This is a genomic window from Sorangium sp. So ce321 (assembly GCF_051530195.1).
In the GTDB taxonomy this organism is placed as follows: Bacteria; Myxococcota_A; Polyangia; order Polyangiales; family Polyangiaceae; genus Sorangium.
Window position 1 is genome coordinate 1,232,153 of record NZ_CP150329.1, and the last position, 19,273, is coordinate 1,251,425.

The following is a 19,273-nucleotide window of genomic DNA, read 5'->3' on the forward strand; positions in this document are numbered from 1 at the left end:
AATGGGCGGGCATCAGCGGAGCGCGCCCGCATGATCGCGGGCGAACTGCTCGAACGACACCGGCTCTCGCCCGGTGACGTCCTTCACCGCCGTCGACACAGCGCTGCCCGCGCCGGTCCGGTAATGCCGGTTCAGGTCGATCACGTGGTCGGCGTAGAGCTCCGGCATCCCGGCGGCCACCATGCCGGCCCGCGCCGCGTCGTCGGACACGGCCACATAGCTCACCCTCTTGCCGAGGACGCCGGAGAGGATCTCCGCCGCCTCGCCGTACGAGATCGCCCGCGGGCCGGAGAGCTCGTACGCCTTGCCCTCGTGCCCGGAGGTCGTGAGCGCCCGCGCCGCGACCCGCGCGATGTCGCGCACGTCGATGTGGCTTATCCGGGCGTCGCCCGCCGGCTGGTAGAACGCGCCCTGGGCCTTGATCGATCCGGCCATGAAGTTCACGAAATTCTGCATGAAGCCGTTCGGGCGGAGCAGCGTGAAGGCGAGGCCCGAGGACTCCACCGCGCGCTCGATGGACCTGTGGAGCTTCGCGAACGAGTACGCCTCTCCCGCGGCGTTCCAGGCCGAGAGCTTCACGATCCTCTTCGCCCCGGCGGCCCTCGCCGCGTCCACGACGGCGATCTCCCCCTCGACCTGACCGAGGCCGCCGGCGCCGAGCAGGAAGACGGCATCGACGCCCTCGAGCGCCGGCCCGAGCGTCTCCGGCCGCGCGAAATCGAGCATCACGGCGTCGTCGCCCGCGGCCCGCGCCCTCTCGGCCTTGTCCCTGGAGCGGTGGGCGACGCGGGGCCTGTGGCCAGAGGACTTCAGCTCTCCGAGGAGGGCAGATCCGACCGTCCCTCCAGCGCCCGTCACGAGGATCATGGGGTATCTCCTTGCCTGAACCTTGCTTGAACCGCGCCGTGGAGCGCGACATCGACGCGCCGCGCGCCGGTCCAGAGCCATCGGTGCCCCCGGGACCAGCGCTCCGGCGCCACGACGGTACGATGCGGCCAGACATCGACTTTGACAATGTGCTATGGGAACGACAGACTGGAACGAATGGAGTACCAATCGGGCCGGTCGCTCGAGGAGCTCGCCGCGTTCGTCGCCGTGGTCGAGGCGAACGGGTTCACCGCCGCCGCGCGCGCGCTGCGGGCGCGGAAGGCGACGCTCAGCCAGCGGGTGCAGGACCTCGAGGAGCGGCTCGGCGTCTCGCTGCTCGTGCGCACGACGCGCTCGCTCCGCGTGACCGACGAGGGGCGCGCGTACTTCGAGCACGCGCGCCGGTCGCTCGCCGCCGCGCGCGACGCCGAGGCCGTGGTGGCGATGGCGAAGTCGAAGCCGAGCGGGCTCCTGCGGGTCACCACGTCGGCCGCGCTCGCGGGCATCCTGATGGAGGGGGTGATCACGCCGTACCTGGCCCGGTATCCCGACGTGTCCGTCGAGCTGGACACGTCGGTGCGGCGGGTCGACCTCGTGCGCGAGGGCTTCGATCTCGCGCTCCGCGTCGGCCCGCTCGACGACTCGTCGCTGGTCGCCCGGCGGCTCGGCGTGGCGACCGGCGGCTACTACGCGAGCCCGCGCTACCTCGAGCGCCGCGGGGCCCCGGCGCGGCCCGAGGAGCTGCTCGGCACCCACGACACGGTCATGGTCATGGTCCCGCGCGAGGGCGGCGGGCCCAAGGCATGGCCCTTCGCCTGCGGCGCCAAGAAGCTCTCGCTCGTCGTGCGGCCGCGCCTCTCCCTGAGCAGCTTCGAGCTCGCCGTGCAGGCCGCGGCGGCCGGCGCGGGCGTCGTCCGGTCGCCCCGGTATTTCGTCCGGCCGTTCCTGGCCAAGGGGCGGCTCGTCCCCGTCCTGGAGGAGTGGACGCCTCGCGGCTTCGACGTCCACGCGGTGTTCCCGCCCGGCGGCGCGCTCGTCCCGAAGACGCGCGTGTTCCTCGACATGCTGGCGGCCTGGTTCGAGAAGAACGGGGGAGACGCGTAGCGCGGCTGGCCTCGCCGCCATCGCGCGGCTCGGCTTGCCGTCGCAGGTGGAGCGTCCTGGCCCATCAAATTCGCGACGAAGGTCGACGGGAAGGTCCACAGCTCCATCGAGGCGCAGTACATTGTCGGCGGCCTCGTCCTCGCGCTCCTCGGCGTGGAACCCGCGCGCGGACTGTCGTCCACGTGCCCTCGCGCTCCTGGAGGAACTTGCAGCCGATGAGCCCCGTCGACGTTTACCACTGCCAGCGATGCATCGCGCCGCTGGAGGTGCCGCCGGGCAGCCGCACGATCGTGTGCCGTTACTGCGGAACACAGAACGAGCTGCGACGCCCAGGCCCGCCCGCGGCCGCGCCTCGCCCCGCTGCGGCGGGAAGCCGCACGATAGCGGCGACTCTGCTCGGGGCCGCCATCGCCGTCGCCGTGGCCGCGAGCGTCGCCACGCTCGCCTCGCGGGGCGATCGGGGCCCCGGATCTCTCCGCGGCCCGTTCGAGCTCGAGTGGTCGAATGGGCGCAAATTCGTCGTCAAGTCCGACGAAGCGATCAACGGCGAGGTCTCCATCTTCGAGGGCAGCTACCAGATCGTCTTCCACGGCTTCCCGCGAGGCACCAGGTGGAAGGTCGCGGAGAAGAGCGGGCGCATCGAGAGCGATATCTATGACATTGTTAAGCTCGACAATGTCGAGGGCCAGCTCGGAAAGATCCCAGCCGCCAAGTACCGCGATTACCTGCTAGGGCCCAAGGCGACGCTCGCGCTCGAGCTCCCCTCCGGACAGGCAGCTTCCATCGAGCTGCGCCAGGTCGACGCCGTCATGTCCGTCCTGTCGGTGCTCGAGCGGGTCAAGAATGGTCCGGTCCTCTTCGAAGGGGAGCCGAAGCAGGACAGCGGTCAGAGCAACGTGATCCTCCTGGAGACGGCTTCGATGAAGCTCTTCGGCCAGGCGGTCCTGCTGCAAGACGTCGATCAGGTGGCCATCACGCGCCGGCTCCCGGAGATCAAGGGCCGAAAGACGTGCACCGGGTACAAGGACCGAGCGGGAAAGCCGCTCCCTGACCTGACGATACGGTTCAAGGAGACCGAGACCACCGTGTTCGACAGGCGGACCGGCGCCGTCGTGCAGAAGAAGACCTTTCCGCCGGAGGAAGAGTGCCCGATGTTCAGGCTTTCGCTCGACGGCGATCGCGAGCGAGAGCAAGACAGCTACGCGCCGACGCGGGATATCGAGGCATGGCTGAGCTCTTTGGTCCAGCGATAGCAGCCGCTCGAGCTCTGCCTGGCGAACGCCGCCGAGCCGCGCGAGCGCCCTCCGTTCTTGTCGCTGGTCGGATTTCCTGGCCGAGCGGCTGGTCCCCGCTGGCGTATCGGTGGTCAACGCCGGGATCTCCGGGAACCGCTTGCTGAGCGACGGCATCGGCGGCGCGGCGCTGTCCCGGATCGGGCGAGAGCTCCTCGCGCTGTCGGGCACCAGGACGGCGATCGTCTTGATCGGCATCAACGACATCGTCTTTCCCGGCTCTCCATTTGCACCGCGAGAGCCGCGGCTGCCGGCCGAGGCGCTGATCGCGGGGTACCAGCAGCTCATCGCGCAGGCGCACGTCAATGGGATCCGCGTCGTCGGCGCGACCTTGCTGCCGTTCGAGGGCTCGGAGCACTACACGTCGGACAAGGACGAGACCCGCATCGCCGTCAATCGCTGGATCAGGACGGGCGGCGCTTTCGACGCGGTGGTCGATCTCGATCTTGCCGTCCGCGATCCGAGGCACCCTTCGCGGCTGCGGGTCGACGCGGACTCGGGGGATCATGCCCACCCCAACGCCGTGGGTAATCGCCTGATGGCGCAGGCGGTCGACGTGCAGGCGCTCGCCGCTGATCATGCGATGGCGGCCGGACTGGGCTCGACGTCGGCGGCTCCGCCAGCGGCAGCGTGACGCCTGCTGGTCGGAGACCGAGCTGGCCCACGGCGCCATCCGCGCTGAATACCCGACGACGGCCACACATCCGTGCTCCTTCGTGGGAGCGCCGTTGAAGAGGTCGATGAACCCGAAGGGGGCGCTGTCGCAGCGCGCGCCCCCGCCACCCCGCCATCGCGACGAGCTCGCGCCGGACGTCAAGGTCGAGCGCGAGCTCCGGTCCACCTGCCGGGCCTCGGGGCGCCCCGCCCTCGTCAAGCCTCCGCCCGCCGGGCAAACGTTGCCTCCGCCGGACCTGCGCGCGGGACGAGACCGCCGGAGCGCCACGTCTTTGCGCGCTTGGCCGCGGAACGCTCCGTGCCAGGGAAGCCAGGGAAGGGGAGTGATGCGGAAGCGCGCGGGGCGGCGCCGCCGAGGGCAGGTCTGCGGGTGACGTGCTGAGTCGAGCCCTGCAAGTGGCCGATGAAGGGGGCTGTAGAGTATGGCGAAAGGGCCTAACGAGGCATCCAGGGCCGAACCTGTAAGCGACCGGAGATCGCGGCCGCCCGCGACGAGCTCCACCGCGCGGCGCGCGCTCGAGCTCGTGGCCGTCCGAGGCAAGGACGTGATCGGCGTCCGCCACATGCTCGCCGAGGGGCGGGCGTACATCGGCGACACGCCCTCGTCCATCGCGCGCGTGCCGTCAGCAGAGCTCGACAGGGCAGCCCCGGTCATCGCGGAGGTGACCGGCGCCCGCTACGTGCTGCACGTGCCGCGCCGGACCCGGGCGCGCGTCCACGGCGCCGACGGGCTCGGACGCCTGCTGACCGGCCCCGCCGACATCGACCTGCAGGAAGGAGACCGCGCCGTGCTCGTGATCGGATCGGTCCAGATCCGCGCGCAGATCGTGCCCATCGAGATCATCTCACGGCTGGGGGCGTCCGGCCTGCGCTGGATCGGGCTCATCGGCGCCCTCTACATCGCCGCGCTCGCCATCTGCGCGGTCCTCGCGCCGCGCGACCGAGCCCGCCTCGACGAGGGGTCGATCCGGCGCGCTGTCAGCGCGGCCGCAGCCCAGCTCTGGGCAGAGCACGCCCCGCCGCCATAGCGCGGAGCATCATCCCCGGCGGCCGTCTCCGGCGGAGAAGCCCGAGATCCGCGGAGTGCTATTCTCCGGAATCATGGGAATCAAGGCCCTCTCGTTCCTTCAAGCTCAACTGCCGCTGTGCCTGTTCGCCTTCCTCGGCTGTGGCGGCCCGTCCGCCAAGGACGAAAGCCCGAGCAACGCGCCACCGGCCGGGATCCAGAGCCTGGCGCCCGGGTGGAACACCATCGAGCCGGGCGGTGAGACGACGTGCTCGCGCGGCGCTCCGTTCAAGTACTTCGTCCGCCCGGGCACCGTCAACCGCCTCATCGTCGAGTTCCGCGGCGGCGGCGCGTGCTGGAGCCAGACCACCTGCTCTGTCGCAGGCGCGCTCTTTCAGGAGACGGTCACCGAGGACGCCGCGGTGGTGAACCAGCAGGGGGCGACCGGGATCTACGATCATGAGAACCCGGACAACCCCTTCAGGGACTGGCACCATGTCTACATCCCCTACTGCACCGGGGACATCCACTGGGGCGACAACACGGCCACCTATGGAGAGGGGGACCAGGCCGTCACCATCCAGCACAAGGGCGCCGTCAACGTGCGCGCGGCGCTCGGCTGGATTTACGAGAACGTCCCCGCTCCCGAGAAGATCTTCGTGACGGGCTGCAGCGCGGGCGCGTACGGATCCATCCTGTGGTCCGCGCATCTGCGGGAGCACTACAAGGGCGCATCCGTGGTCCAGTTCGCCGACAGCGGCGCGGGGATCATCACCGACTCGTTCTTCAAGGACAGTTTCCCCTCGTGGAAGCCCCAGGGCGCCTATCCCGCGTGGATCACCGGCCTCGACGCGGCCGAGCTCGCGAGGCTCTCCGTGCTCTACGAGGCCATCGGCGACCACTACCCCGACATGCGCCTGTCGCAGTACAACACCGTGTACGATGACGACCAGAGCTTCTTCTTCAAGGCGATGGGCGGCGGCGACGCCCAGGCCTGGTCGGATGCGATGAGGGCGTCGGTCGCCGATATCGAGGCGTCGACGGAGAACTTCAGCTCGTTCCTCGCCCCCGGCAGCGCGCACTGCATCCTCTGGCGGCCCGAGTTCTACACGGTCGAGTCGGGCGGGACGCGGCTCGTGCGGTGGCTCGACAGCCTCGTGAACGGCGAGGCCCCGCCGAGCGTCGCCTGCGACGCGTGCGGTTCCCCCTAGCCTGCGTCCCCGGCGCGCCTCGCCGCCACGGGCGGGCGCGGGGCCGGGCGGCGGGGGAGGGGAGGCGCGGCGCGCGCGGCGAGGGCGCGGCGGCGGCCGGATCCCGGGCGCAGACCGCCGTTCCGGGCGCGCGCGCTCGCGGCGCTGCGGCGCCAGTTGACACTCCGCCAGAGCTCTAGATTATGTCCGCCGTGATCGCGGGCGCGCAGGCGCCCCCGCGACAGCCTCGGAGGAAGTGCTCCGGGGGAACACAGAGGGATCCATGCGCACGCTTTGTATCGATATCGGCGGAATTGGGATCAAGGCCACCATCCTCGACGAGCAGGGGACTCCGAAGACGGACCCCGTGCGCGTGCCGACGCCCCAGCCGGCCTCGCCGGAGCCCATCCTCGACGTCATCGCGGACATCGCCCGCGCCCAGGGGGAGTTCGATCGGGTCTCGATTGGCTTCCCCGGCGTCGTGATGGACAACGTGACCAAGACGGCGCCCCACCTCGACAACGAGAAGTGGAAGGGCTACCCGCTCGCCGAGGCCGCCGAGCGCCGCCTCGGGAGGCCTGCGCGCGTCGCCAACGACGCCGGCATCCAGGGGCTCGCCGTCATCGAGGGCAAGGGGCTCGAGATGGTGCTCACCTTCGGCACGGGGCTCGGCTGCGCCCTGTACATCGACGGCCACTACGTGCCCAACCTCGAGCTCGGGCACCACCCGTACGGCAAGCGGGACCTGAAGTACGAGGACCGCGTGTTCGACGCCGAGTGCAAGCGCATCGGCCCGAAGCGCTGGAACAAGCGCGTGCGCCAGATGATCGCGCAGATCGAGCCGATCTTCAATTACCGCAAGCTCTACCTCGGCGGCGGCAATGCGCGCCTGCTCGACGCCTCGCGGCTGCCCGAGAACGTCGTCGTGGTGGACAACATCGCCGGCCTGCTCGGCGGCATCAAGCTCTGGGCCTGAGCCGCGCCCGCGCGGCTAGGCGCCGGGGGAGGCGCGGCCCTCCGCGCCCCGCGTCGCCTCGCGCGCGGCCCTACCCGCCGGGCGTGCGCTCGCGGGCGCGGGCCGCGCCGGTTCCAAAGCGGTCGCGACCGTCGTACCCTGGCTCGATGAACTCGCCCGACGCACCGAAGCCCGACGCAACGCCCGCGGCCACTCCGGCGGCGGACGCCGATCTCGACCCGTTCCGCCTTCAATCGCCGGCGACCCTCGCGAACCCGTACCCCGTCTACGCCAGGCTGCGCGAGGAAGCGCCGGTGTACTTCAGCGCGGGCTATAACGGCTGGCTCGTCACCCGTTACGACCACGTCGCCGCGGGCTTCCGCGACCCGCGCCTCTCGGCGAAGCGCTCGAGCGCCTTCGTGACGAAGCTGCCGGACGAGGTGCGGCAGCGGCTCGAGCCCCTGCGCCGCAACCTGGCGTCGTGGGCCTTGCTGCTCGACCCGCCGGAGCACACGCGCATCCGCTCGCTGATCAACAAGGCGTTCGTGCCGCGGCTCGTCGAGGGGCTGCGTCCGCGGGTGGAGGCGCTCGTCAACGAGCTGCTCGACGCTGTCGCTCCGGCGGGGCAGATGGACGTCCTGCGCGACCTCGGCGACCTCCTGCCGCTGCTCGTGATCGGCGAGGTGCTCGGCGTGCCCGCCGAGGACCGCCACAAGCTGAAGGGCTGGTCCAACGCGCTCGGCGGCTTCCTCGGCGCGGGCCGGCCGACGCTGGAGATCGCCGGCGGCGCGCTGAGCGCCGTGGCCGAGCTGGAGGAGTATTTCCGCGGCGTGATCGCGGCCCGGCGCCAGAGCCCCGGGAGCGACCTGCTGAGTCAGCTCATCGTCGCGGAGGAGCAGGGCATGATCCTCGGCGAGCAGGAGCTGCTCTCGACGTGCTGCATGCTGCTCTTCGGCGGCCATGAGACGACGAAGAACCTCATCGGCAATGGCCTGCTCGCGCTGCTGCGCCACCCCGCCGCGCGCGACGAGCTCCGCGGGTCGCCGATGCTCGTCGGCCCGGCGGTGGAGGAGCTGCTCCGTTACGACTCCCCGGTGCAGTGGATGAGCCGGGTGGCGCTGGAGGACATCGAGCTCGACGGCGCGCGGATCCCGAAGGGCGATCGCGCCTTCCTGGTGCTCGGCGCGGCGAACCGCGATCCCGCGCAGTTCCCCGAGCCCGACCGGCTCGATTTCCACCGCACGGACATCCGTCACATCTCGTTCGGCCTGGGCGTGCATTACTGCGCCGGCGCCGCGCTGGCCCGGGTGGAGGCCCAGACAGCGATCGCGACGTTCGTCCGCCGTTTCCCGAACGCCGAGCTCTCCTCCGCCCCGCTGACGTGGCGGATGAACCCCGGCGTGCGCGGCCTCGCCGCCATCCCGGTGGAGCTGGGTCAGGAGAAGGCCTCTCCGTAACCGCACCGCGCCGTACGCACATTGCCTGGAGGAGACGGTGCACGTCGCTCGCCGCGGGGGATGCGGCGCGACGTGGGGTTCATCCCGAGATCGAGCTCGTGGCTCCCGGGCCACGCCCGGTTCGGCCGCGCCGCCGGAGCCCCAGGGACGCCGCGAGCAGCGCTGTCAGCACGAGGGAATTCCCGGACGGAGCGCGGCTCGCCGCGCGGCAGCTGCAGCCGGCTGGGTCGCTCGCTTCACCGTCGGAGGTTCCCCCCGACGACGCCTGGGCGGTCGACGTCGGGCCCGGGGAAGCCCCGCCCGTACCGACCGTGGACCCTCCGCCGGAGCCAGAGCCCGAGCCAGAGCCTGAGCCGGAGGCGACGCCGCCACCGCCGCTCGTGCTTCCAGCCGTGTCACCCCCGCCGGCTCCCGCGCCCCCGATGGGCGAGAATTGCCAGGAGTTCACGTTGAAGAGGTACGAATCGCCGCCGGTGAAGACCAGAACCAGGTCGTGCACGCCGGCGGCGCCGTCGACCGCGCACGACGTATCGCTCCACGTCTGCCAGTCCCCGGTCGCCTCGACAGCGCAGGTCCCCACGAGCGTGCCGTCGGGCGCGTCCAGGTGGAGCTCGATGCTGCCGCCCTGCGCGGCGCTCGCGACGCGCGCGCTGAAGCTCTCCGCCCCTTCGCCGAAGTCGACCCCGCGGAGACGTACCCAGTCGCCGTCTTCGATGCTGGAGAGGTTCATCCCCCCCTCCTTGCAGGGCTGGGTCTCGATGCCGCGCTGCGCGTTGAAGGTCTCGGCCTCGACGCGCGCGTAGGGGTCGAGGTGCCCGACCTGCTTGAGCCCGTCCGGCGTGTAGGTCACTGGCACGATCGAGCCGTCGTCCTTGTAGGTGAACGACTCGAGCCCGAGGTTCCGGCGGTAGCCCGGGGGCTCGCCGGCGTCGTTGGCGACGGAGCGATTGTGGTAGGCATGGTACCAGGAGCCGCCGAACTCGAAGATCGCCGCGTGGTTGTTGTTGTTGTTGTTCTTCGGCGGCTGGGGCCCCACCGTGCCGCGGTGAGTGAAGCCGGACGTGGGGCTCGTGCTCGTGAGGTAGTCGATCCGCATGCCGTTCGCGGGGTTCGTCGAGTACGACAGGTAGTAAACGCCGTCGCGCTTGTGCATCCAGGAGGCCTCGAAGAAGTACGGGACCGTGATCGCGGTGGCCGAGCCCGAGACGCTCACCATGTCGTTGTTCAGCTTGATGACGCGCGCGTTCTGCTCGCCGTTGCCGCCGAAGTAGAGGTACGCCTGGCCGTCGTCGTCGATGAAGACCCCCGGATCGAAGAGCCAGATGTTTTGTCCCGAGGCGCCGGGGGTGCTCGAGGTGATGAGGGCGCTGCCCTTCGCGTCTCTGAACGGGCCGGTCGGGCTGTCGCTCGAGGCGACGCCGATACCTGACCCGTTGTTGGCGAAGTACATGTAGATGGTGCCGTCGCGCTCCACGAGCGCGGGGGCCCACGTGTTGGCCGCCCAGGAGGCGTCGCGGGGCACGCGGATCACTTCCCCGTGGTCGGTCCAGTTCTTCAGGTCGCTGCTCGAGATCGCCACGAACGAGGCCATCTTGTAGCCGTCGTCCGAGCCGTCGGCCTTGACGTTGTCGTCGTCGTTCGAGCCGTAGAGGTAGACGCGCCCGCCGTGCACCAGCGAGGCCGGGTCGGCGATGTAGCGGTGCGAGGCGATGGGATAATCGGCGAGCGCGGAAGGGCTCGCGAAGAGCCCGGCCAAGACGAGCGCGCCCCCGCACCAGGTCACTGGCGCCAACCTTCTTGAGGAATGCATGTTCACCTGATCGATTGGGGTCCGGAACAGTTGATCACGGCCGTTGAAGCGACCGACGCCGATTTCTTCGTGTACAAACGAGGCACGCTGAAGGCCGGCTAGACCGGCTCCATGGCGCCGGCAGGTGCGGGAGAAGACAGAGACAGAGGCTACCGCTCGGGCCGCTGACGAACGCGGTGTCGTACCGGCTGGATGGCGCCGCCGCGCGCGCCGATGTGCTCGTCGAAGAAAGGCACGGTGCGCATGACGACCCGTGCAGGGCTCAGCGCGAAGGATGAACCCTGGGGGTAAGTGTGAGCGTTCACATGTCGGATGTCAATCCAAACCGGTCGGCCTGCGGCTGCCCTGGCCGCTGCCCGTCGCGCAGCTCGGGCTGGCCCCCTGCTCGCTCCCAGCGGTCCTCGCGCGCGGCTCGTTCTGGACCGATCATTCCAGAATGATCGGCCCAGAACGAGCCGTGCGCACGCGCGAGGGGCGCGCGAGATCGGCACGAGCCGAACGTGTGCGGAAGCTCACGCGAGCGCCGCGGCCGGCCGCCGCTGCGCACCCAGCGGGATCGAGGCGCGCCGCGCCCCGGTCAATTTTTGATTGACCCCGGCATGTGAGCGTTCACAATTGTCCCTGGAATCCTCGAACACGAGAAGCCGGCCGACGGAGGAGGAGGTGCGTCAGGCACCTCGGGCAGCGCGGGAAGTCGCCGGGGGGCAGCTCGGCCACCGCCAGTGGCCCAGCGGCGTGCTGAGCGCTCTCGCCGACCTTTTTCCTTGGGATATCACCATGCACTTCCCTCTCCAATCTACCAACACCCGCTCTCGCATTCGACGTACAGCCGGTACGGCGTCTACAGTAGTCCTCGTCTCTCTCCTTGCAAGTTGTAGCGGGGAGTCGCAGGGCGGCGATGGCGGCGGCGACACCACGGGTACGACGGCTGGCCCTGGGACGGGCAGCTCGATCGTCAGCGGCTCGAGCGGGAGCGTTGGGCAGGCGACGAGCGGCGGCTCGACGAGCTCCAGCGGAGGACCGGCGGCGTCCGGGGGCGGTGACTCTGGCACCGGCGGCGGCGACGGTGGCTCGGGTGGTGGCGCCCCTGCTGTCTGCCCTGAGACCTACTCCAATCCCCTCATCTGGGAAGACCTCCCCGATGATGAGGTCATTCGCGTCGACGACACCTACTACTATACGGCGTCCTCGTTCCACCATTCGCCCGGAGCGCCCCTGCTCCGCTCCTACGATCTGGTGCACTGGGAATACGTCTCGCACTCCGTCCCCCGGCTGGACATGGACGCGTCGTACGACCTGAACGGGGGTAGATCCTATGTGAACGGGATCTGGGCGTCCACGCTCCAGTACCGGAAGAGCAACGAGACCTTCTACTGGATGGGCTGCATGCACAACAAGGGTGGCGGCTGGGTCTTCACCGCCAAGTCACCCGAAGGTCCGTGGGAGAAGCACAAAGGTGGTTGTTATTACGACATGGGGTTGTTGATCGACGACGACGACACCATGTACGTGGCTTCCGGGAACAACACGATCAGCGTGGCCCAGCTGAGCGCAGACGGCTTCAGCCAGGTCAAGAGCCAAGTCGTGTTCCAGACGCCGGGCACCCTCTCCGGACCGCTGGAGGGCTCTCGCTTCTACAAGAAGGACGGGAACTACTACATCTTCACCACGCAGTACGCGAACGGTGAGTACGTGCTGCGATCGACGAACGGGCCGTTCGGTCCCTACGAGCTGCGGCCCTTCGCGGTCAAGCTGCCCTACGCTGGCGCCCCGGGCTCCGGCGGGAGCCCGCATCAAGGCGGCATCGTCGAGACGCAGAACGGCGAATGGTACTACATCGGGTTCAATGACGCGTTCCCGGTTGGCCGCATTCCGGTCATGGCCCCGATGACATGGACCGACGGCTGGCCCTCGGTCACCTTGGTGGACGGCAAATGGGGAGGTACGTACCCCTTCCCGAACCTGCCTTGCGGCTCGAATCGCGTGACGCCGCCTCCGAGCAAGGATACCTTCGCGGGAGAGACCCTGCGCCCTGAATGGGAGTGGAACCACAACCCCGACGACACCAAGTGGTCCTCCGGGGCTGGGCTGACCCTGCAGACGGCGACGGTGACCGACGATCTCTATGCCGCTCGGAACACGCTGACGCGCCGCATCGCGGGGCCCGTCTCGATCGGGACGATCGAGCTCGACCATAGCAAGATGAAGAACGGCGATGTCGCCGGCCTCGCTGCCCTGCGCGACGTGTCGGCGTGGATCGGGGTCAAGAAGACCAACGGGGGAACGCGCGTCGTGATGACCAACGGGGTCAACATGAACACCTCCTGGACCACGACGAGCAAGGGTAATGAGGTGGCTGGCGCCGACGTCACAGGCGACAAGATCTGGCTGCGCGTGGAGGCCAACGTCCGCACGGACGGCGGCGGCGCGCAAGCGCGCTTCTCCTACAGCACGGACGGCACCCGGTTCACTGACCTGGGCAACACGCTCAACATGACCAAGGACTGGCAGTACTTCCTCGGTTATCGCTTCGGTATCTTCAACTACGCCACGCAGTCTCTGGGCGGCTCGGTGAACGTCGCTTCCTTCGAGGTGACCAAGCCGTAGCGTGCTATTCGCGCATCTCGATCGACGTCGGGCCCCATCGCGTCCAGCATGACGGGAAGGGCCCCCTCGGCCCCGGCGCACCCTCCCCGCTCCCCGACGGCCGCCGCTGCCGTCGTTGACCATCCAGCGAGCCAGCTCCGCCCGCCAGAGGTCCGGCCATGGATGGCCGGACCTCTGCGCCGCTTCGCGGCAGCGTCGCGCGGGCGGCGCTGGTTCTTCACCGCGGCCGGACCCGCGAGCGTCCGAGCTCCGCGCCTCGCTGCTCGTGCTCGACTCCTCGTCGAAACGGTCAGTCGCCGATCGTGCTCGCGCCGTTCAGGAGCGGAGCGCCGAAGCTCGGCGTTCCGTCCGCATTCCATCCGAGCCGCTGGACGCGCGTGTGACGGTTCGGGTCGTAGAGCGGGTCGCCCGTGATCTTCTCGTAGTTCCGCGCGTGGTACACGAGCACGTCGATCGACCCGTCCGCCGAGGTCGTGAACGAGTTGTGGCCCGGGCCATACAGCCCGTTTGCGCTGACGAACACTGGATTCTCGTTCTTCGTCCACGAGCTGGCGCTCAGCAGGTCGTCCGTCGCGCTCGCCGTGAGCAGGCCGAGGCAGTAGCGGGCGTCCGTCGCGCTCGCTGAGTAGCTGATGAAGACCCGCCCATTCCGCTCGAGCACGGCAGCACCCTCGTTGACCGCGAACCCCGCCGTCTCCCAGGCGTGCTCGGGTCTGGCGATCCGCACGTTGGGGCGGGCCAGCGTCCACGGGTTCACCATGGCCGCGATGAACAAGCTGCTGTTGTCGCCCGCGACGCTGGGGTCCTCCTGCGCCCACACGAGATAGCGCTTGCCGTCGTGCTCGAACGTCGTCGCGTCGAGCGCGAAGGTGTCCGAGTCCGTCACGATCTGCCCTCGCTCGGCCCACGCGCCTTCCATCGGGTTGGCCGATGAGCTCTCGAGCGCATACATGCGAATGGCCCAGATGTTGGTCGAGCTTCCGGCGGCGAAGTAGATGTACCACTTGCCGTCGATGAAATGTAGCTCGGGCGCCCAGATGTGCGCCGCCATCGGGCCGGTCGCGTGCTTCGTCCAGACGACCTTCGGGGTCGCGTTGGCCAGGCCTCGTATCGTGGTCGCGCGCCTGATCTCGATGCGATCGTACGTCGGCACGCTCGCGGTGAAGTAGTAGTACCCGTCCGTGTGCCGCTGGATGTGGGGATCTGCGCGCTGCGAGATCAAATAGCCGAGCGGCTCGAGCGCGAACGACGCCTCGGAGCGCTCGACCGCCGTGCCGTCGAGCACGTGCGCGTGAATCTGGTAGTTCAGGTGCCGGAGATAACGTGTCGGGTCCGAGTACCACTGCAGCGAGACCATCGTCGGATCCCCGTTCAGCGCGGGCACGATCCGGAACGTGGCGTCCCTCCGGAACTCGGCGGTGTCCGTGAACACGTCGATCCACAGAAGGTGACTCCTCTCTTCGGGTGGGGTCTGCCAGAGCCCGTCAGCCCGGTTGGACGCCTCGCTCTGCGGCGGGTACCGGGTCGAGCTCGCGCTGTCGACGTGCAGGTAGCGACCGGCGAAGCCCACAGACTCGAACGACACCAGCGTCGGATCATCCGGGTTCGCGAGGGCGGGAACCACTCTCCACTGGAAGTCCGCAGGAAGCTGGTCGTTCGCCCTGTCGTCGAGGTCGGTGATCATCGCATGATAATAGGAGTGCGCGACGTAGAGCGGTGCGTCCTCCATGCGCGCCGTGCGGATCTGGTAGCCCCCTCCGACGTCGTCGTCGAGGTTGGAGAGCTCGAGATCCGCGGGGGCAGCGAGGGCCGCGTACTCGGGGTCCTCGCTGGCCGGTGAGCCGAAGGCGACGCGTACGGGCTGAGCTCCGTCGGCCTGCCAGTCATCGACGCTGCTCAAGGTCACGGTCTGCGCGGTGCTCCAGCTCGCCTCCGTGAACGTCAGGTCCGCATGGCTCAGCGCCGCCTCGGTCGTGTCGCTGACGCTGAGCGCGATCGTCACGGGCGCGCTCGGCTGCGACGCGAGGCGCACGGTGAACGTCACGGGCGCGCCGCGCTCGGCGAGGGGCCCCGACGGGTCGCTGACGACGATCGCCGCCGTCCCTGGAGCGTCGTCGTCCGTGTTCGTGATGTCAGCGGACTCCGCGACGAGGCCGTCGGACGCTGGGTCTGCAGAGACCGAGGGCCCGAGGCGGACGCGGAAGACCTGGTCCCCGTCGCGCTCCGCATCGTCCACGCCCGTGACCGTGATCTCTCGAGGGACGCTCCAGTCCTGCGCCGTGAAGGAGACGGTCGTCGGTGAGACGGAGCCTTCGGTCGCATCCGAGCTCGAGACCGGCACCGTGACAGGCCCGCTCGGCGCGGCGTCGAGCGCCACGCTCACGGTCACCCGCCCGCCGGACTCCGAGGTGCTGAGCGCCGTGCCCGCCGTCGTGATCCGCAATGAATTGCCCGGTGATCCGGTCGACGCGCCCGGCGCATCGGTCGAGGGCCCCTCCGAGCACCCGACCACCACGAGCAGCGCGGCGAAGGCGCGAGCTGCCGCCGTGAGCGCAGCGCGTGGCGTAGAGAGGGAAGTGCACTCCGGGTGGGGAGATCTCGGTGCTCGCATGATGAGGGGGGCTCTATCCATCGGTGGACCCTCGTCCGCGATGACCGAGCGAGAGGAGCCGTGCCGGGACCGATCCCGAGGACGAGCGCCCGCGCGCACGACGACCGGTCCTGGACAGAGCGAAAGGGCCGTTCGAGAGCAATTGTGAACGTTCACAGAATCGGCGTCAATCGAGATGGCCCGGCGACGAGCTCACGGCGCCGTTCCCCGGGAGCCCATCCACCTCGGAGCTCGCCATGATCTCGATCCCGACCCCTTGCACGCGGGAGGGCAGGCGGCGCGGAGGCCCGGACGAGCGCCGGATCCGGTCAGGAGGACGGGGCTCTCGGCCGCCTCGGCCTCGCGCAGGACGGCCTCCCAGCCGGTCTCGACTGGTCAGCCACCGGGTCCGAGGATGGCCGCGCGCCGGTCGGTTTTGATTGACACCAACAATGTGAACGCTCACAGTTTCTCTCGCTGATCATCCGGTCCTGCAACGGCGAGCCGAGCCAGCTGTGGACGAGGATGTGAACGCCTCGCCCGCTGAGCGCCGGAGCACCTCACGCCAGCGTCCATCGGCGCAGCAACCACGCACGACATCGAGGAGCGAGATGGCACGTTCGGGAAGCAGCTCGAGAGCACGACTCTTGGTGGCGCTCTTGTGGACCTCCGGGTGCAGCGACCCGGTGACGACGACCGGCGGAGACGCAGGACCCGATACCGAGCCCCCCGCGTGCTCCGGGGGCACCTGGGATCACGATGGCGATGGCGCGACGAGCTGCGTCGCATGGACAGGCTGCGCCGCGGGCACCTTCGCGAGCGCCGAGGGCTCGCCCACGGCGGACCGGCGGTGCACGGCGTGCCCGGAGGACACCTTCAGCGACACGATGAACGCGCCGAGCTGCAGGGCGCACACGCCCTGCGCGCCCGGGACGAGGCAGACCGCGCCGGGGACGAGCGCCACGCCCGCGCAGTGCGACGCCTGCCCGCCGGGCACGTACTGCGCTGGCGGGACCGCCGCGCCTGTCGAGTGCGGGGACGGCACCTGGGACGACGACGCCGATCCCACGACGACGTGCGTCGCGTGGACCGACTGCGTGCCAGGGGAGCTCGTCGGCACGGAGGGGAGCAGCACCACGGACCGCGGCTGCCTCGAGTGCACGAACGGCGAGCACACGGCCACGATGAACGCAACCAGCTGCTCCCCGGGTGCGTGGGTGCTGAGCTACTTCGGGCCGAATCAGGACGTGTCGAGCGATTCGCTGCACCTCGCCCACAGCACCGACGGGCTTCGCTGGTCGACCCTCGCCGATGGACAGCCGGCGTACCAGCTCACCGGGATGGGGACGAATCACATCCGAGATCCGTTCCTGTTCCGCAAGAACGATGGAACGTACGTCTATATCGCCACGGACTGGACGCTCTCGAATAACGACGCGAACTACTGGAACCACCCGAGCTCCAAGATCTTCGTGGCGGACTCGACCGATCTCATCACCTTCACGAATCCCCGGTTGATCACGCTCACGAACCTCCCGGGCCCCGGCGCCGCCCCGATGCACGCCTGGGCCCCGGAGGCTTACTATGACCCCGATCGCAGGCTCTATGCGATCATCTGGTCCGGAAACGACACCACGGGCGCGAACCGCATCTACGTCAGCTACACGGAGGACTTCGTCACCATCGTCAACCCGACGCCCGACGTGCTCTTCGATCCGGGCTACAGCGTCATCGACGCGACGATCACGCAATGGAACGACCGCAACTACCTCTTCTTCAAGGACGAGACGGACAGCAGCGGAAGCGCGCTCACCGGCTCGGGCAAGGACATCCAGATCGCGCGCTCGCCGACGCTCGCGCTCGATCCGGCGACGTTCACGCGATGGAGCGCGGACTACATCACGCGCGGGTCGACCCAGAGCAGGAGACGAGCGACGGAGGGACCGTTCGTCATCAAGGATCCGCGGCAGAGTCGATGGTACCTGTTCGCCGACTACTACCTGAACGGCGGTGTGTTCGGGTGCTGGAGCACGACGGATCTCGACGCGGATCCGGGCTCTTGGACGGAGCTCCCGAGCGCGCAGTACCGCTTTCCGTCCGGCGTGCGCCACGCGAACGCGGTCCGGGTCACGCAGGCGGAGCTCGACGCGATCATCGCCCACTACTGAACATCCTGCGGGAGCCGCGGCACCTGCGGCGAGGCGAGCGTGCCACTCCACGTCGCGCATTGCCGGTGGCACCGGGAAGCCCCGAAGCCCCGACGCTAACTACCGTAAGATCGTGAAACCACTCGGCTCGGTCCCGATGAATAGCGCTTTCTTGACCATCGCGGATGGCTCGTGCGACGACATCTGCGCCGATCGTGCCTACCCAGGGCGGACCCAAGGCGCGGTCTCACCGGTGCTTCTGTACAGAGCGAGGGGTTGGCCTCGGATGAAAAACATGTCTGCGATCGCGGTGCTGCTGGCTTTTACAGGGTGCGGGAGACGCACGGAGCAGCCGTTGAGCCGGGCAGACACGCTCAGGTACCGAGAGTGCTCTCAGGACAGCGAGTGTGTGTACGTCACCAATGGCTGCTGCGACTGCGCCAACGGTGGAGAAGATATGGCCATCAACGCGTCGCTCGTGAGCGAGTTCCGTGACAACTTTTCATGCAGTTTCTCCTGCACGTTGCGCGGCGCCATCCCGCCTTGCGGGAGCGGTACCGTGGCATGCAAGGCCGGCTTCTGCGAATACACCGTGCCGTGAGTGTTCCGCGCTGCGCGCGAACCGCGGCGTGGGGAGCGCACCACGCTGCCGCGCCCCTCCGCCGCGCACGCCGTCGGCCTGACCATCGGTTGTGGGAGTGACGCTGCTCCGGGGCAAGGTGGCGCGCCCGGCGAAGCGGGCGGCGCGCCTGCCGCAGGCAGCGGCGGGGCCGCGCCCCTCGACGCACGTCGAGGCCACGTACGTAATCGTCGCCTGGGTAGTGTCGCCACGCAGGCGGTGCAGCGACGGTGGCCCCCTTTGATGCATGGGCGCTCACCGTCGCGAAACGAGCGTTCACGATGCCGCGATCTGGGTGTTCACAATGCCGCGATGCAGGCGTTCACGATGTCGTAGCGTACGCAGCCGTCCCTACCGCGACCGGATGAACCGCGGCCTGCTCACTCCGGTGATGGACAGGCGGCGGCCGCCAGTAGATCGAGCTCGCCGCGGCGGGCCTCCACGGTGTCGCGACAGGTGGCCTCGGCTTCGGTCTTGACCTTCTGCTTGCACGTCGTCCAGTCGTTGGCGCCGCAGGCGGGGGTCGCGATGCCCGCCTTTAGCAAGGCCTGGGCGAAAGCGGCCGCCGTCGTCCCGCTGCAGAACATCTGCGCCGAGCGCTTTGTGTAAGGTTCGAGGTCGAACGCGCAGGTGGACGTGCACGCCAGCGCGATGCGGGAGACCGCGTCTTCGAAGGCCTGGATCATGCCGGCTCGCCGGCATCGCAGGAAGACGTTCTCCGGCAGATCGTTGGTGAGCGTGAGCTCCACCTGGTTCTTGAATTGATTGAACTGATCACAGGATTCGTGGTGGGTGCTCCAGAGCTGGGCGAGCACCTTCGATTGGGCATCGTACCCCGCGTCGTAGCCGCTTTGACCTAAGCCGCTGGCGCAGGAGGCCGGTCGCGCCGCTCGCGCCCAGACAGGCGTAGCGGCCATGAGCAGGAGCATCAAAATGGGGAGCTTCATGGCGCCG

12 protein-coding genes and 1 pseudogene are annotated in these 19,273 nt (G+C 69.1%); 9 read left to right on the forward strand and 4 right to left on the reverse strand.

Annotation, left to right across the window (positions count from 1 at the left end):
• Positions 1-12 precede the first annotated feature (12 nt).
• Positions 13-867, reverse strand: a complete 855-nt coding sequence (locus tag WME89_RS04735) for an SDR family oxidoreductase (RefSeq protein ID WP_438008062.1) — start codon at positions 865-867, stop codon at positions 13-15.
• A gap of 177 nt (positions 868-1,044) precedes the next feature.
• On the opposite strand from WME89_RS04735, the gene WME89_RS04740 reads away from it, so the two are divergent.
• From WME89_RS04740 to WME89_RS04770, 7 genes and pseudogenes are all read left to right on the forward strand, one after another.
• A complete protein-coding gene (locus WME89_RS04740) occupies positions 1,045-1,971 on the forward strand; it encodes a LysR substrate-binding domain-containing protein (RefSeq protein ID WP_438008063.1) in 927 nt (308 codons plus the stop codon).
• A 215-nt stretch (positions 1,972-2,186) separates the two neighbouring features.
• Positions 2,187-3,224, forward strand: a complete 1,038-nt coding sequence (locus WME89_RS04745; protein WP_438008064.1) for a hypothetical protein — start codon at positions 2,187-2,189, stop codon at positions 3,222-3,224.
• 64 nt (positions 3,225-3,288) lie between these two features.
• Positions 3,289-3,897: pseudogene (locus WME89_RS04750) on the forward strand (GDSL-type esterase/lipase family protein); the annotation flags it as partial.
• Positions 3,898-4,360: 463 nt separating this feature from the next.
• Positions 4,361-4,966, forward strand: a complete 606-nt coding sequence (locus WME89_RS04755; protein WP_438008065.1) for a hypothetical protein — start codon at positions 4,361-4,363, stop codon at positions 4,964-4,966.
• A gap of 73 nt (positions 4,967-5,039) precedes the next feature.
• Positions 5,040-6,155: a pectin acetylesterase-family hydrolase gene (locus WME89_RS04760; protein WP_438008066.1), complete on the forward strand. Its 1,116-nt coding sequence runs from the start codon at positions 5,040-5,042 to the stop codon at positions 6,153-6,155.
• Positions 6,156-6,417: 262 nt separating this feature from the next.
• On the forward strand, positions 6,418-7,110 hold the full coding sequence (locus tag WME89_RS04765; RefSeq protein WP_438008067.1) for an ROK family protein: 693 nt from the start codon (positions 6,418-6,420) through the stop codon (positions 7,108-7,110).
• A 146-nt stretch (positions 7,111-7,256) separates the two neighbouring features.
• Complete coding sequence (locus WME89_RS04770; protein WP_438008068.1) at positions 7,257-8,546, forward strand: cytochrome P450; 1,290 nt, start codon at positions 7,257-7,259, stop codon at positions 8,544-8,546.
• Between the two features lie 79 nt (positions 8,547-8,625).
• Here WME89_RS04770 and WME89_RS04775 read toward each other — a convergent pair whose 3' ends face one another.
• Positions 8,626-10,329, reverse strand: a complete 1,704-nt coding sequence (locus WME89_RS04775; protein WP_438008069.1) for a glycoside hydrolase family 43 protein — start codon at positions 10,327-10,329, stop codon at positions 8,626-8,628.
• 804 nt (positions 10,330-11,133) lie between these two features.
• On the opposite strand from WME89_RS04775, the gene WME89_RS04780 reads away from it, so the two are divergent.
• Complete coding sequence (locus tag WME89_RS04780; RefSeq protein ID WP_438008070.1) at positions 11,134-12,963, forward strand: glycoside hydrolase family 43 protein; 1,830 nt, start codon at positions 11,134-11,136, stop codon at positions 12,961-12,963.
• A 289-nt stretch (positions 12,964-13,252) separates the two neighbouring features.
• Here the strand turns inward: WME89_RS04780 and WME89_RS04785 are convergent, their stop codons facing one another.
• The gene (locus tag WME89_RS04785) at positions 13,253-15,595 is read right to left on the reverse strand and encodes a family 43 glycosylhydrolase (protein WP_438008071.1); all 2,343 of its coding nucleotides are present in this window, start codon (positions 15,593-15,595) and stop codon (positions 13,253-13,255) included.
• A 608-nt stretch (positions 15,596-16,203) separates the two neighbouring features.
• Between WME89_RS04785 and WME89_RS04790 the strand changes: the two genes are divergently transcribed.
• Complete coding sequence (locus tag WME89_RS04790) at positions 16,204-17,721, forward strand: hypothetical protein (protein ID WP_438011887.1); 1,518 nt, start codon at positions 16,204-16,206, stop codon at positions 17,719-17,721.
• A 978-nt stretch (positions 17,722-18,699) separates the two neighbouring features.
• Here the strand turns inward: WME89_RS04790 and WME89_RS04795 are convergent.
• Positions 18,700-19,266, reverse strand: a complete 567-nt coding sequence (locus WME89_RS04795; RefSeq protein ID WP_438008072.1) for a hypothetical protein — start codon at positions 19,264-19,266, stop codon at positions 18,700-18,702.
• Between the last annotated feature and the right edge of the window lie 7 nt (positions 19,267-19,273).

Bases quoted from the DNA above. Each gene is read 5' to 3' on its own strand.
- WME89_RS04735 (WP_438008062.1), bottom strand. From the start codon at position 867: ATGATCCTCGTGACGGGCGCTGGAGGGACGGTCGGATCTGCCCTCCTC.
- WME89_RS04740 (WP_438008063.1), top strand. From the start codon at position 1,045: ATGGAGTACCAATCGGGCCGGTCGCTCGAGGAGCTCGCCGCGTTCGTC.
- WME89_RS04745 (WP_438008064.1), top strand. From the start codon at position 2,187: ATGAGCCCCGTCGACGTTTACCACTGCCAGCGATGCATCGCGCCGCTG.
- WME89_RS04755 (WP_438008065.1), top strand. From the start codon at position 4,361: ATGGCGAAAGGGCCTAACGAGGCATCCAGGGCCGAACCTGTAAGCGAC.
- WME89_RS04760 (WP_438008066.1), top strand. From the start codon at position 5,040: ATGGGAATCAAGGCCCTCTCGTTCCTTCAAGCTCAACTGCCGCTGTGC.
- WME89_RS04765 (WP_438008067.1), top strand. From the start codon at position 6,418: ATGCGCACGCTTTGTATCGATATCGGCGGAATTGGGATCAAGGCCACC.
- WME89_RS04770 (WP_438008068.1), top strand. From the start codon at position 7,257: ATGAACTCGCCCGACGCACCGAAGCCCGACGCAACGCCCGCGGCCACT.
- WME89_RS04780 (WP_438008070.1), top strand. From the start codon at position 11,134: ATGCACTTCCCTCTCCAATCTACCAACACCCGCTCTCGCATTCGACGT.
- WME89_RS04785 (WP_438008071.1), bottom strand. From the start codon at position 15,595: ATGGATAGAGCCCCCCTCATCATGCGAGCACCGAGATCTCCCCACCCG.
- WME89_RS04795 (WP_438008072.1), bottom strand. From the start codon at position 19,266: ATGAAGCTCCCCATTTTGATGCTCCTGCTCATGGCCGCTACGCCTGTC.